Here is a 13,835-nt window from a genome sequence, read left to right on the forward strand (position 1 = left end):
CCTTTAGATTTTAAGAATCTTTTATGGGAGTTTCTGCTGCCTCTCTGTCTCTGCTGTTTTTCTCATGAGTTCCTCACGATTTAATGTGAGTCCTTCAAGCCATTTCTTTTCACTGCAGTCGGGCAGTGATTCTATAAGGGCCTGGGCGACCCTGTAGAAGCTGTCCATGGACCCGTAACCTGATTCTGTGAGTACTGATTCCATCCTCCCGGTTTCACCCCTGCTCCAGTGGATACAGGCAAGGTGCAGTACGTCTATAAGGTCCTTGGGTTTTATCTTATCAGGTTTTCTTTCATCAGGTCCAAGGACTGTGACCTTGCTACCGCTTATCCTTATGAACCCATCCTTCTCATTCTGGAGGTCTATTCCAAGGCTGCTTGCAAGTAGTCTTGCATCATCGAAGTCCGCCTTGTTGTTCCCGAAGTTCCACCTATAGAAGAGGTAGAATCTGGTTAAGGGTGAAAGTTCATCGGCGAATCCATTCTCAAGGATCTGCTTTATGGCGAAATCTGCTGCAAGACTCCTTATGTCCTCAAGTAAACGGGAGGCCGTGACCTTCTCACCACTGTAGGTTAATATACTGTCATAGCCGCCTATAACCTCAAGACCCCCTCCTATAGCTGATATGAAGAAGTCAGGGCCTGAAACCCCCTCCATCCAGAGGGATTCAAGTTTTTCATGGAGTTTTTCCTTGAGTTCAGCCTTCACCTCCTCATAGAAGCCGGTCCCCTTCTCCTCATCGGGTTTACGGGCCACTATGTAGATTGATGATCTGAGGGCGGCTGACTTCTGGGCCCTCAAACGTGCCCTCATTTCTGTGTTTATGGGCCATGAGGCTGTTACTGTGAGGCCTGATTCAAGGAGGGCGTTTATTACTGTCTCCCAGCCGGCGGCGGTCTTATGGGCATAGACGATGTTGGCTATGCCTCCTGGTTTGAGGACCCTGTGTATCTCCTGGAAGGACTTCCGGATCATGTCCTCAAATTGCTGGTTGGCCTCTGCCTTGGACTTTTCATGGGTGTAGGCAACCATTTCATCAGCCTTGGGGGTGAGGGATGTGAGGAAGAGTTCAGGGTAAAGGTCACCCAGGGCCCTTTTGAGCCATACGTAAAAGTAATCTGAGAGGTATGAATAGGGTACATTATCATAGTATGGTGGATCCGTGAAAATACCATCAAAATAATTATCTGGATATGGGATTGAAGTGGCGGAGGCCTTAACTACATTAGGGGTGTGGCCTTTAACTTCAGGGATCATAGAGAGATTATCAAGAACTTTACTGATCGTCTCTGGCCTCATCAACTTCCCCATTAAGGGGTTCCTTTCACCATAATCAAATACCATTAGTACAGCGGGTCTCCCAAATACATGCGCATTCCCTTCTTGATCAGGTCTCCAATAACACAAAGCAGAGTTCCAGTCCGCTAATTTGCCAAGTATCATTGCAAGATATGTTGTGATGATCTTTGCATATTCTTCATCGTATCCTTCCCTGATCATCTCTTCATATGCGTTTCGTATCATTTCTATAAATGTGATGAGGCTGAGTTTCTGTCGTGGGTTGAAAAGATCGCCCCATTTTAACATGCCATACCCCGGAACGTTGACACTTCTTCTATTCTCAGGAGGTATGGGTTCATCTGGTATGGGGTCTATTAGCCACTCATCCATCAGTTTCTCCCTTTTCTTCTCAAGGTGTTTTTCTGCTTCCAGGAATATCTTCATGTCATCCTCTGTGGGGAGTCTGTACTCCTTACCCCTCCTATCCGGGTGGCTTGTTACCACTGCTATGAGCCTCTCACCGGATTTACCCTCCTGGAAGAGTCTCCTGGTGTCATCTGCCTTTATTGTTGAACCACATACTGGGCAGGTTACGATGGCCCTGGATATGGTCCCCTTTCCAGGGTCGAAATCAGGGTCCTCCACCATCTCAAAGTCAATCCTATCTCCTTCAATCACTGTTTTCAGGGCTATTTTATTTTTATTCGTCCTTGAAAGCCAGAAACGTCCCATTAATGGTATTTCAGCAGCACATGATGGGTTCTGGCAGGGTAGTGTCCTTGCCCATATGTAGGCGACAGGAACCGACCCATCATCATCAGCTGGATAGAACCTTCTGAGTTCCCCGGCAGCCTCCCTGAAGACCCATTCACCCCACCTCTTCACATCCCTTACGAGTCTGTTCTCACCCTCAGACCAGCCGGTGCCTGATCCAGCATACTTCTGGGGATACTCAAGTGTGCACTTCTGTATCAGGACAGCCACTGGGTTGTAGTCCATGCTGTGTGTCTCGCATCCAAGGCGGAGGGCCTCAAGGGGTATGCTGCCGCCTCCACCAAATGGGTCAAGGACCCTGGGGGGGTGGCCGTGCTCATGGAGTATGTCCTTCCGGGCGCGGCTTATGGTGTTCAGGTCATTGGTGTTCTCCCATTTACAGAGCTTCTTTATAAATTCCCGCCTCTTGATCTCCTCCAGTTCATCTCCAGCCCCCACGAGGCTCGCGTATATTGTGGCCCTGCTGCTTGCAAGGGGCTTTCTTGCCCACCAGATGTGGAGTGTTGAGATGTGACCGCTTTTTATATTCTTCTCCCTAGCTGATTCTTCACTCACATCCCTCAGGGGGAATGTCTTCTCTATTAGCGCTTTTTTCATTGACTTGCCTCCTTCCATTGACTGGCCGGTATCACATACCTTACCTCTTCCCTTATTATGGGTTTAAGTTTACTGTGGGGGTCCCTTATGATGTGCAGTCTGGGGCTTGTAGCTGCGCTGCTCACGATATAGAGCCAGTAGGACTCCCTGAATCGTCTGGCCTTCAGCCATTCATTCTGTGTGAGTTCAACGTTACCCTCACCACTCCTTGCCTTGACCTCAATGTACCTTGTCCCATCGGGACCTGATGAGCGGACATCAAAACCCAGGTTTTCCCCTGAGACATCCTCAGGGATTCTTCCATGTTCAAGCTCATACTTCATGGCCATATCCATCCCTATCCTCTCAATGGCAGGGTCCTCTGCCATCTCCCCCCTGACAATGATTGCTCCTATCTGTTTGGGCATGTTTATGCTGAGGGTCTTCTCCCTCTCTATCTCATCAATGAGACTATCCCGGCGTTCCTTGTACTCGCTGAGTCTTTCCTTCTCATTTCTGATTGCTAGTTTAAGGTCCTCTCCGAGTCCAAGACGCCTCTCATAATCAATTAGCTTGCTGTTTGATTCATTTATACTATAGTCAAGTGACCTTACACCATAGTTTCTCTTTATCTCCGCCCTCTTTTCTGCTTCCCTGAGGAGTTCATGTCTGAATCTCTTCATCTCCTCTATTGCGAATTCCATGACCCCTTCACTGTCATATTCAGCTTCAGATGGTCCTGAATCTGGTATGAGGTTCCAGAGGACTGATGGGTCAACTATACTCATCTCCCGGCCGTTGTTGAGGACGCCGAATATCTTCCTGCCCGCTATCTTACCGGAACCATCCCTGACGGCACCCTCAAAGAACCATATCACACCATCATATCTGCCTGTGGGGTCCCTGAAGACGGCGCCACGGTATATGTCCGATGCAAGTTCCTGGCCTATGTAGAGGAGGGTTGCCTCGAAGAGTGGGTGGCCGAAGGATACGAAGTCTACATCATCATCCTCTGTCTTCTCAAAGCTGAAGACAGGGTAGTTCCTCTGCAGGTCACCGTACCTGTTTTTGTATTTGTCTGTCCATACCCTTAGAAGTTCCGGTGGCGTTCTCATACCATAGGTTCCGGTGGACCTCTCCCTAAGTTCCCAGCGGTAGTGCTGGGCTGCCTTCCTGAAGAACTCCTCTATGTACTCTGGTGCAAGTTTGCGTTCCCTGATCCTCTGACTTATCCTGTCTATCTCTGCATAATTAACGGGTGTTGCGAGCTGTTCCTTTAGAACATCATCCAGTATATCCCATGGTGGCTCCAGTCTCCTGTCGATTTCATCAGGGCTTATACCTGCTGAGATGGCTTCCCTTATTATTTCCTGGATGTCCTTTTCATGGTATATTTCACCCACAACGTCGTATACCCTGTCTGAGCCGAGGTCCTTCCTTATCCTTTCAAGTTTTTCAAGGAGCCTTGTGACCACCAGACCCTCCCTCGTGTTTTCAGCTGCAAGGTTATAGACGTAGACGTCCTTACTCTGCTTGTACCTGTGTATACGTCCCATCCGCTGCTCGAGGCGGTTTGGGTTCCATGGTATGTCATAGTTCACCATGAGGTGGCAGAACTGGAGGTTTATACCCTCACCGGCTGCCTCGGTTGCAACCATGATCTGGGTGCTCTCCCTGAACTCCTTTTCGGCTGCTATACGTTCCTCCATGTTCATCTGGCCGTGTATGGTGCTCACGGTGTAGCCCCATTCCTCAAGTTTATCCACAAGGTAGTCGAGGGTGTCCTTGAATTCTGTGAATATGAGGAGCTTCTCATCACCCACCTCATCAAGTATCTTTCTTAGTTCACCCAGCTTTGTGTCCTCGGATGCCGCCAAGATGTCATCTGCCATTTTGATGAGTTCTGTGAGTGTCTGAACCTCCTCGTCAAGCTGATACCTGCTCTTTACAATTATAGTCCCTTCAAGTTTCTCCTCCTCCCTCCACCGTGTCGCCTCATCCTCATCCTCGATTCCACTGATGTTTATCCCTGGTTCTTCCAGGTCATGGGACCTGATCATCTCCTGGCACCGAATCCTCCTCCTTATCAGACTCTCCCTGAGGGCGTAGATGCTTGATGCCATCCTCCTCTGGAGGAGCATGAGTGCGAATATGTATATCCTGCCATCACTACCTTCCGCCCTTCTGTACTCCTTTCTTATGTACTCTGATAGTCGATTGTAGAGTTCAATCTCCTTTTCAGAGAGTCTGAAGCTGTGGGTGTAGGTGAACCTCTTCCTGAAGATGGGGTTGCCCTGGAAGTCCCTGAGCTCCTCCTTGGTCCTCCTTATGAAGAGGGGATTTTCATCCTTTCTCCTGGCCTCCTCTATGAGTCCCTTGTTTGCAAAGAAGCCAGGTTCAAGTAGATCCAGGAGGAGTCTGAAGCTTTCAGGGTTCCCGCTGTGGGGTGTTGCTGTGAGGAAGAGCATATTATCCGATGTCCCTGATAGGACCTCACCCAGCCTGTACCTCTCTGTCCTCTTCTTAATCTTCCCAGAGAATGTGGCTGATAGTTTGTGGGCCTCGTCTACTATCACGAGATCCCATCGCACGGCTCCCAGTGACCTGAGGATGTCGTCCTGCTTTGCGAAGTCCATTGATGTTATGAACTGGTTGCCGGTGAGCCATGGGTTTTCCCCACGCCGGGAATTGAAGAATCCCCTGTCAGCCATGATGAATCTCTCATCAAACTTTTCAGCCATCTCCCTCCTCCACTGTTCCCTCAGATGGCCCGGTGAGACTATCAGGATCCTTGTCGCAACGCCCCTGAGTTTAAGTTCCCTTATTATGATGCCTGCCATTATGGTTTTACCGGCCCCCGGGTCGTCTGCAATCATGTAGCGGAGCCTTGGCATTTTGAGGGCGTGAAGATAAACAGCGTCAAGCTGAAAGGGTAGGGGGTCTATTCTGGAACTGTTCATTGCAAGGAATGGATCGAAGATCGACGCGTTCCTGTAACGGTATGATTCAAGGGCAAGGAAGAACTCCTCCCCGGAGGCTGAAAAATCAAGTTTCACCTCACCGCCCCTGATCCTCCTGCATTCATCAGGGGTGAGTATCTGGTCTATGTGCTCGTTTGAGTTTATAAGGGCGCCTATGATACGTAAGTTTTCACCTATCCTTGAAACACTCTTTATCTCCACCGGTTCTGGCCATAAAGGACCCTCAATCACTGTTCCATTCCTTATCAAAGAACTCACCACTGTCCAGAGTTTCCATGTGAATATATCCCCATTTCATAGATTGATAGGGGCACTATTTAAAGGTTGACTTTTATCTTCACATTCATGGATAATCTGATGGATCCAAGCCCCTCCATTCACTTCAGGGATTGTGTTAAGCTGCATATCCTCAGTCAGGTGATGCAACCTATTACAGGGCACTGTATGAATGCTATCACTGGGGCGCCACGTCCTTATGTTAGTGATGAACTGCCTTACTCACAATAATTAACATACCCTGTGGAATCTTCATTTAAAAGAAATGTGAAAACAGACCGTGAATGTTATAGGTTTCTGAAATAATAACTGAGACATAATTATATAAAAACAACCCGACCCGTGGAATGATGGATGGTTATATGATGAGTGAAGGTCTTAGAAGGGAGCTCACATTCTTTGATGCCGTGAGCCTCGTCATCGGAACCATTGTGGGCGCGGATATCTACATAGTTGCAGCCTACGGTGCAGGGAGCCTTGGACCCGCATCCATACTCTCATGGATAATTGGGGGTCTAATGGCAATGGTCCTCGCCCTTGTATTCTCAGAGGCATCGGCCATAATGCCAAGGACAGGGGGCCCCTACTCCTATGCAAGGGAAGCCCTTGGAGAATTCGCGGGTTTTATAACCGGCTGGTCCCTCTGGGTATCATCCTGGATAGCCATAGCCGTCTTCCCGGTGGCCTTCGTCTACTACCTCTCCCAGTTCATCGGCCTCAGCCCCACTGCAGAGGCCCTCATCAAGGTCATCTTCATCCTTTCACTGACAGCCATAAACATTTCAGGTGTGGGGAGGGCCGGTAAGGTTAATGACGTCCTCACAGTCCTCAAGGTAGCCCCCCTGATCCTGCTGGTTGTCACTGGCATCCTGAGATTCATATGGGACCCCTCCGGCCTTCTATCCGGTTACACTCCCTTCGCACCCATGGGCCTCGGTGCCCTGGGCAGCGTGACGGTCCTGGTCTTCTGGGCCTATGTGGGCTTTGAACTTGTAACGGTCCCTGCCGGTGAGGTTAAGAATCCCGGGAGGATCATACCCCTTGCAATAATCATTGGGATGGTCTTCGTCATGGTCTTCTATCTCCTGACAAATTTCGTGATACTTGGACTTGTCCCATGGGGGGTCCTCACATCCTCCCCTGCACCACTCACACTTGCAGGTTACAGTGCCCTGGGGGGTGCGGGTGCTCTTATACTGACCCTCGGGGCCCTCATATCCATCGCGGGCTCTGAGGAGGCCGGTATGCTCACAACCGCCAGACTTCTGCATGTCATGTCCCTTGACGGGTTCCTCCCGGGGTGGCTGTCACGGATCCATCCAAGGTTCAGAACTCCTCACCTGAGCATACTGGTCCAGAACCTGACGGCGCTCGTGGCAGCCCTAACAGGAACCGCGGCGGGTCTTATTGAACTCTCTGTCCTTACACTGCTCCTTGCCTACATGTCAACCTGTGTTTCACTTCCTGTGCTCAGGAGGAGGCGCTACCGGGATGCCGGGGTACCCCTGAAGAGCATCCTCGGTGTCCTGATATGCCTGTATCTACTTGCAAATACAGGTACAGGCACCATACTTGCAGGCTCCCTCCTTATAGTCGCAGGGGTGCCGATCTACCTCAGGTACAGGAGAAGGAATCAGAACCTATAGACCCTAAAGGTCATGCTCATGGGTAAATTACCCTAACATGAATCAATGATCACCCCATGACGTTTTACTATTGGTTGTTAGTTGGATACCATTTAACGTGAATCAACGATCACCCCATGACCCCCTCGAAGTCAGAAGCTACCCTGAATCCCCATGGATAACCATCAGCTAGATTTCAAGCCACCTCTTAAGTCCCCTGAAGCTAAGGGTGTTTATCACATCATCACAGGTGGCCCATCCGCGCCTTGCAGTCAGCACCCCCCAGCGGATGTTTTCAAGGCCTCCCCTTGAGTGTGCGTCACTGTTTATTGCGAGTTTACAGCCAGCCTCTATGGCCATCCTGATGTGGGTGTCCCTTAGGTCCAGTCTGAGGGGGTTTGAGTTCACCTCAAGGGCCACCCCTGCCTCGGCCGCCCTTTCGGTAACCCTTTCAATGTCAACCACCGGCTCCCTGCTCCCCAGCACACGTCCCGTGGGGTGTCCTATTATATCAACCACCTCATGGTCCATGGCCCCCAGGAGCCTCTCGGTAACATTGAAGCCGTCATGCACACTTGCAACCACAAGGTCAAAGTCCTCAAGGACGTCCCCAGGGACTTCAAGGCTGCCATCGGCAAGTATGCTGACCTCAACACCCGCCAGGACAGGGATCTCATCCACCCCCTCAACGGACCTGAAGTAGGATTCAGGGTCAGATATGTAGTTTGCATGGTCCGTTACCGCTATGTATTCCCTTCCAAGGGTTTCTGCATAGGATGCCAGGTCAGCTATGGAGTCGATGCCGTCGCTGTGGAGGCTGTGCATATGGAGATCTCCCCTGACATCCTCGGAGGATATCAGTTCAGGGAGCCTTCCCTCCCTGGCGGCCTCTATCTCTCCACGGTTCTCCCTGAGCTCCGGTTCAATGTAGGTGAGTCCCAGGGCCTCCAGGACCTCATCCTCGGTCCTCCCGGCCACCCTCTCATCACCCCTGAAGAGGCCGTATTCACTGAGCTTCATCCCCATGGACTGGGCTATCCTGCGCAGTTCAACATTGAACTCCCATGAACCCGTGAAGTACAGGAGGGCCGAACCGAAGACCCCATCATCAAATACGCGGAGGTCACAGTCCAGGTCCTCCACAAGGCGGACGGTGGACTTCCTCGGCCCCCTGACAACAACCTCCCTGACGGTCTCCATGGATGTGAAGTAATCCATGACCACCTCGGGGTCCCTGGCGGTTACAAGGATGTCAATGTCCCCCACGGTTTCCCTTCCGCGCCTTATGGAACCTGCAACCTCAACCCTCTGGACACCCTCAAGATCCATTACCTCTGACTTTATCCTCTGGGCCAGGGGCACTATGTAGGCCAGGGGCTTCCTTGTTATCCTGCTTCTTGCAAGTTCTATGTTCCTGAGTATGGCCTTTTCCTTCTTCTCACCCATACCCCTGAGGCGTCTTATCCTGTGCCTCTTTGCCTGGTATTCAAGGTCGTCAAGGGTCTTTATCCCGAGTTCCTCATAGAGGAGCTTCACGGTCCTCGGACCCACACCCTCAACCGAGAGCAGGGCGTCGAAGTCAACAGGGTACTCCTCCATGAGCTCATGCAGAAGGTGGAGGGAGCCAGTGCCAAGTATCTCCCTGATCTTGGATGCGATGTTCCTGCCCACCCCTGGGAGTTCCTGGAGTCTGTCCTGGGCTGCGACTTCCTCTATGTCCTCCCCAAGGAATTCTATGGTCCTTGCAGCTCGCCTGTAGGCCTTTGAGCGGAACTCATCCCCCTTGAGGTCCATGAAGTCGGCGACCCTGTTAAGTATCTGGGCCACAAGCCTGTTTTTCATATTATTAATTATGTCCCCATGCATATATCACTTGTTCATCCAGGCACCGTTTATTTTACGGTTAACACGCCCCCTAACTTCGGGGGCAGAGAGCATACTGAGAACTGGATTTTCAGTTAATGAGTAAAAAACCTGTGATCATGTCTTCCTCTTCTTCAGGAAGTTACCTGAATCTTTAAGATAAAACCCGAAGGAAGCTATTCGTTTCGAATAACCTCTTTTCGGTGCACAGTAGCCTGAAAGATTATTATCTGCTTCAGATGGATAAAGATACATTTTATGGGCTCAGGACATTCTGGGATCTGGTATTCCTTAACACAGGTGAAAGATACTCTGAATCTGGCCTGAAACTCGTGGAGGAGGGCTGGCCGGATGTGAATTCAGCGACTGACCCCTTCAAAGGATAAAGTCCACTCCTGGAAGAATAAAAATTTTAATTTGAGTAGTCCCGGCCCCGCCCAGAAATCAATCAGCCATTAAATGTTTATAAAAAAGGATAAATGATCAGATACCGTTCTATCTTCAGGCTTATCCTCATTAGTCTCCCATACCTTCCCCTGAGGATGTAGATGGCAAGTAAAAGCACCAGGAGCACGATTATCTCTGCAAGTGATCACTATATATTTTTTTAAAATATCATCAGAAAAAAGAAGAAAATCCTGAACTAAGTAAAAGATCCAATTGAAATAAGTGAATTAAGAGGATTAATAAATAAAGAACGATTAAAAAAGAATAGTAACAGGATGAGACAGATTAAGACATAAAACCGGTTAAAATAAGAAAAGTGAAGTCATAGGGACCCGTTGATACCCTCAACGATCTCCCTGATCTTGTCCTCCACGTTGTCACTGTTCTCAACCACGGTACCGGTGACTATTACATCAGCACCGGCCCCTGCAACCCTTGCAGCATCCTCACCTGTCCTTATACCCCCACCAACGATGAGTATATGGTCCGTGCAGCTCTTAACAAGGGATATCATCTCCTCTGGCACGTGTTCAGGTGCCCCTGAACCCGCCTCAAGGTAGAAGAGCCTCATACCCAGGAACTCCGCTGCCATAGCATAGGCCGCTGCAATATCGGGTTTCCCGCGTGGAACAGCCTTAACATCACCCACCCATCCAACGGTTCCGCCAGGTTCAACAACAAGGTAGCCCATTGGAAGGGCCTCGATACCCATCTTCCTGACCGCCCCAGCTCCAAGGGCCTGGGCACCTATTATCCAGTAGGGGTTGGTGGAGTTAAGAAGACTCATGAAGAAGATAGCATCGGCGTAACGGCTGACACCCGTGGTGTTGCCCGGGAAGAGTATTATTGGTACATCTATCCTCTCACTGAGTGCCCTGGCTGTTTCATCAAGTTCATGGGAATCTGTGGTTGACCCTCCAAGCATTATGCCATCGGTACCTCCCCTTATGGCTGCCTCCGCAATCCTGACAGCCTCCTCAGGGCTCTGCTCCTGGGGGTCGATGAGTGTCAGGTGCATCTTCCTCTCCCTGAGGACGTCGTGGAAGTATTCTTCAACCTTCATTCTGAACACTCAAAAAAATAGTGGATAGTGGCTTAACCCCTCGGTTCCTTCGCCTTGTATCTTAATCCCTTGTAACCGCACTTCCTGCATGTCCTTGCAGTTGGTGGGTTTCTTGCGTTACATTTAAGGCAGATCTTGATATTGAACAGTCTGTTCTCTGCTTCTTCAAACCTTGCCATAATTAGCCTCCTATGAATTTTTTCTGAATCTCTACAACCTCAGAGCTGTCAGATGCCCTGGAGTAAGCTTCAAGCAGTTCACGATTGAGGTCTATAAAATGAGGACCCCACTTGAAGTATGACATTATGTCAGAGGCTATATCTTTCAGTCCAACTATATAAAGGGTTGCTGCCACAGCCTCTGCAGTTGAAAGTATGCATGGCCTTCCATAGTTCGTGGGGTTTGCAGCCACAAGGAAGGGGAGGGCCCTGTGGTTACGTGCTGTCTGGAATATGACAGAAGACTTCCTGACCCTCTTCCATGAACAGTCAAGTGCTGCGATACCCCTCCTGAGTACCATGTCCCTGTCCTCTGGTGAGACAGCCTTCTCTGCGAAGGGGTTGAGTACAAGGGCACCCCTCGGTATCTGGTTTAAACTGTTCACTATTTTAAATTTTCCCTTCCTGCCAAGCTTGAGGCTTGTGCATTTCTTCCTGTCGCATTCCTCTGCATGGTAGACCACAATCTTCATCAGGCTGATATTGTCTGTCCAGCTATAAATAATTTGGATTCAGCGGGCCTGGAAGACAGCCCTCTCATGTTCCATTATACTCTCAATGGCGGTTGATGGGTCTTTAAGGTTTTCAAGGTCATAGTAGCTCCCACCGGATGCAAGGGCCACCTCCATGTTGAAGTCCCTTCCGCCCCGGACACCCCTCTCAAAGTTTATCACGATTGATGGTATATCCTCATCCCTGAGTCTGGATGCGGCCTCCAGGGCCTCCCTCCTGGGGTTCCTGTTAAGGCCGACGTTGGGCATTCCATCACTGAGTATGACCATGAGGGGGACGTATTCCTTCCTTCTCTTCTCGGCCCTGAGTATCTCAAGGCCCCTCTCTATCCCCTGGGCCATGGGGGTTGTGCCCCCCACCCTTATACCGTCAACCACCTCCCTGAAGGATGCGCCGTGGGAGGTTGAGGGTATTATAACCTCGGCGTCCCTCCCCCTGAATCCAACAACGCTTATCCTATCATGGTGCCGCTGGGCGTCCTCTATGAACCTCTCTATAAGGCCCTTGACCATGGAGGCCTTCCTCTCTGAGAACATTGAACCGCTTATATCCACCACCAGGACTATGGATGCCCTTGCACCGTGCTTCCTTATCTTCTGGCGGATGTCCTCATCCCTGACCCTTATGTCACCCCTGGAGTGGGCGGCCGCAGCCCTTATGGTTGCATCGATGGCCACATCAGTATGGTCTCCCCTGGGGAACCTGCTCCTGACGTATTTTCCCCTGCGGGTCTTCGATTCAACCCTGCTACCGTACAGCCTCTCCTTCTTCTTACCCTTCAGTTTAAGGAGTTTCTTTATGTCAACATCCACATCTTCCGTTTCAGGGGTTCTCCCTGACTCCGTGGTGACAGCCATCCCCATACCTCCGGTTCCGGTACTCCCTGTGTCCCCTTCTTCAGGGGTATCATCCGGAGGTGTCTCCGGTTCACCCGGGCCCTGATCCTCAGCCTCCGGGGGTGACCCTGATTCATCACCTTCAGGGGAGGAATCTGATTCATCCCCTCTGGAATCATCATCAGAACCCCCATCATCCTCTGACTCCTTCTCCATCTCCTCCCTGGCCCTCTGCATTTCTCTTCGTGTGTTCTCACGGTTGTATGTCTTACCCGGGATCCTCTCCCCCAGGACAAGGATTATTGCCTCCTCAACATCCTCCTCATGCACCCTCCTTCTTCCACTGAAGGCTGCAAGGGCCCTGGCGGTGCGTACGATTGCAATGTCCGACCTGTGGCCGTCAACACCGGCATCCACACAGACCCTTGCTATGAGCTCAAGGAGGTAATCATCTATGGTGACTGCAGGAAGGAGTTTTCTTGCACCCATTATCCTCTCAAGGAGTTCCCTCTGGCTGTCCCTGAACCTCTCAATGAAGCCCTCAGGGTCCTGCTCGAATTCATCACGCCTCTTCATGATAAGGACGCGTTTTTTTATGTCGCTGATTGTGCCAACATTTATATGTATACCTATCCTGTCCGAGAGCTGGGGCCTGAGTTCACCCTCAGCCGGGTTCATGGTCCCCACCAGTATGAACCTGGAGGGGTGCTGGAGTGATATGCCCTCCCTTTCAACCGTGTTCACACCGTAGGCTGCTGCGTCAAGGAGGACGTCGACGAGGTGGTCGTCAAGGAGGTTTATCTCATCCACGTAGAGTATGTTCCTGTTCGCCTCAGCAAGTATCCCCGGCTCAAGGGCCTTTATACCCTCCCTTATGGCCTTCCTGATGTCAAGGGATCCGACAACCCTGTCCTCGGTTGAGCCGAGGGGGAGTTCAACCACCCTCATCTTCCGGTATTCAACCTCAAAGTCGCCTTCACGGCACAGATCACATGCTGATTCAGGTTCATCCGGGTCGCAGTTGAAGGGACAGCCCTTCACCGTCCGGATGGATGGCAGGAGATCCGCAAGTGCCCTTACAGCCGTCGTCTTACCGGTACCCTTATCCCCCTTTATAAGAACCCCGCCGATGGCAGGGTTTATAGCGTTAAGTACAAGGGCCTTTTTCACCTTTTCCTGTCCTACTATTGCTGTGAATGGAAAAACAAGGTTCTTCATTAACTCACCCGGTCATATGGACCTGTAATATTCTATACCGGTTCTGAATAATAAGTTTTTACGGTCCCCTGTATTACAGTATTCTCCACGGGTAATCCATGAGCACGAACTCAACACTGAAGACCAGTAAATATCCCTCAGCCAGGAGTACATCCGGGTAAAGT

General features: G+C 50.5%; 9 protein-coding genes. 2 read left to right on the plus strand and 7 right to left on the minus strand.

Translation table 11 applies throughout. The annotated features are described in order from the left end of the window. Positions 1–21: 21 nt before the first annotated feature. Both N5910_RS04695 and N5910_RS04700 read right to left on the minus strand, forming a co-directional pair. A complete protein-coding gene (locus tag N5910_RS04695) occupies positions 22–2,652 on the minus strand; it encodes a DUF1156 domain-containing protein (RefSeq protein WP_261599344.1) in 2,631 nt (876 codons plus the stop codon). Continuing rightward, positions 2,649–5,861 (minus strand): helicase-related protein, encoded by a 3,213-nt coding sequence (locus N5910_RS04700; protein ID WP_115892290.1) that lies wholly within the window; start codon positions 5,859–5,861, stop codon positions 2,649–2,651. The genes N5910_RS04695 and N5910_RS04700 overlap by 4 nt, the downstream gene beginning before the upstream one ends. Positions 5,862–6,253: 392 nt before the next feature. On the opposite strand from N5910_RS04700, the gene N5910_RS04705 reads away from it, so the two are divergent. Then, the gene (locus N5910_RS04705) at positions 6,254–7,534 is read left to right on the plus strand and encodes an amino acid permease (protein WP_261599345.1); all 1,281 of its coding nucleotides are present in this window, start codon (positions 6,254–6,256) and stop codon (positions 7,532–7,534) included. Between the two features lie 168 nt (positions 7,535–7,702). Here the strand turns inward: N5910_RS04705 and N5910_RS04710 are convergent, their stop codons facing one another. Beyond that, positions 7,703–9,355 carry a helix-hairpin-helix domain-containing protein gene (locus N5910_RS04710; RefSeq protein ID WP_261599346.1) on the minus strand — a complete coding sequence of 551 codons (1,653 nt, stop codon included), beginning with the start codon at positions 9,353–9,355 and terminating at the stop codon, positions 7,703–7,705. Between the two features lie 260 nt (positions 9,356–9,615). Here N5910_RS04710 and N5910_RS04715 point away from each other — a divergent pair, with 260 nt between their 5' ends. Next, positions 9,616–9,762, plus strand: a complete 147-nt coding sequence (locus N5910_RS04715; RefSeq protein WP_170130282.1) for a hypothetical protein — start codon at positions 9,616–9,618, stop codon at positions 9,760–9,762. 383 nt (positions 9,763–10,145) lie between these two features. On the opposite strand, the gene N5910_RS04720 is transcribed toward N5910_RS04715, so the two are convergent. Genes N5910_RS04720 through N5910_RS04735 form a run of 4 tightly spaced genes read right to left on the minus strand, consistent with a single transcriptional unit; the run spans position 10,146 to position 13,671 of the window. Next, the gene (locus N5910_RS04720; RefSeq protein WP_115892288.1) at positions 10,146–10,886 is read right to left on the minus strand and encodes a phosphoglycerol geranylgeranyltransferase; all 741 of its coding nucleotides are present in this window, start codon (positions 10,884–10,886) and stop codon (positions 10,146–10,148) included. Between the two features lie 32 nt (positions 10,887–10,918). Continuing rightward, a complete protein-coding gene (locus N5910_RS04725; protein ID WP_115892287.1) occupies positions 10,919–11,065 on the minus strand; it encodes a 50S ribosomal protein L40e in 147 nt (48 codons plus the stop codon). A gap of 2 nt (positions 11,066–11,067) precedes the next feature. Beyond that, positions 11,068–11,577 (minus strand): DUF367 family protein, encoded by a 510-nt coding sequence (locus N5910_RS04730; protein WP_115892286.1) that lies wholly within the window; start codon positions 11,575–11,577, stop codon positions 11,068–11,070. A 39-nt stretch (positions 11,578–11,616) separates the two neighbouring features. Beyond that, on the minus strand, positions 11,617–13,671 hold the full coding sequence (locus N5910_RS04735; RefSeq protein ID WP_261599347.1) for a VWA domain-containing protein: 2,055 nt from the start codon (positions 13,669–13,671) through the stop codon (positions 11,617–11,619). Positions 13,672–13,835 lie beyond the last annotated feature (164 nt).

It is taken from the genome of Methanothermobacter wolfeii (assembly GCF_025397995.1).
GTDB classification, from domain to species: domain Archaea; phylum Methanobacteriota; class Methanobacteria; order Methanobacteriales; family Methanothermobacteraceae; genus Methanothermobacter; species Methanothermobacter wolfei.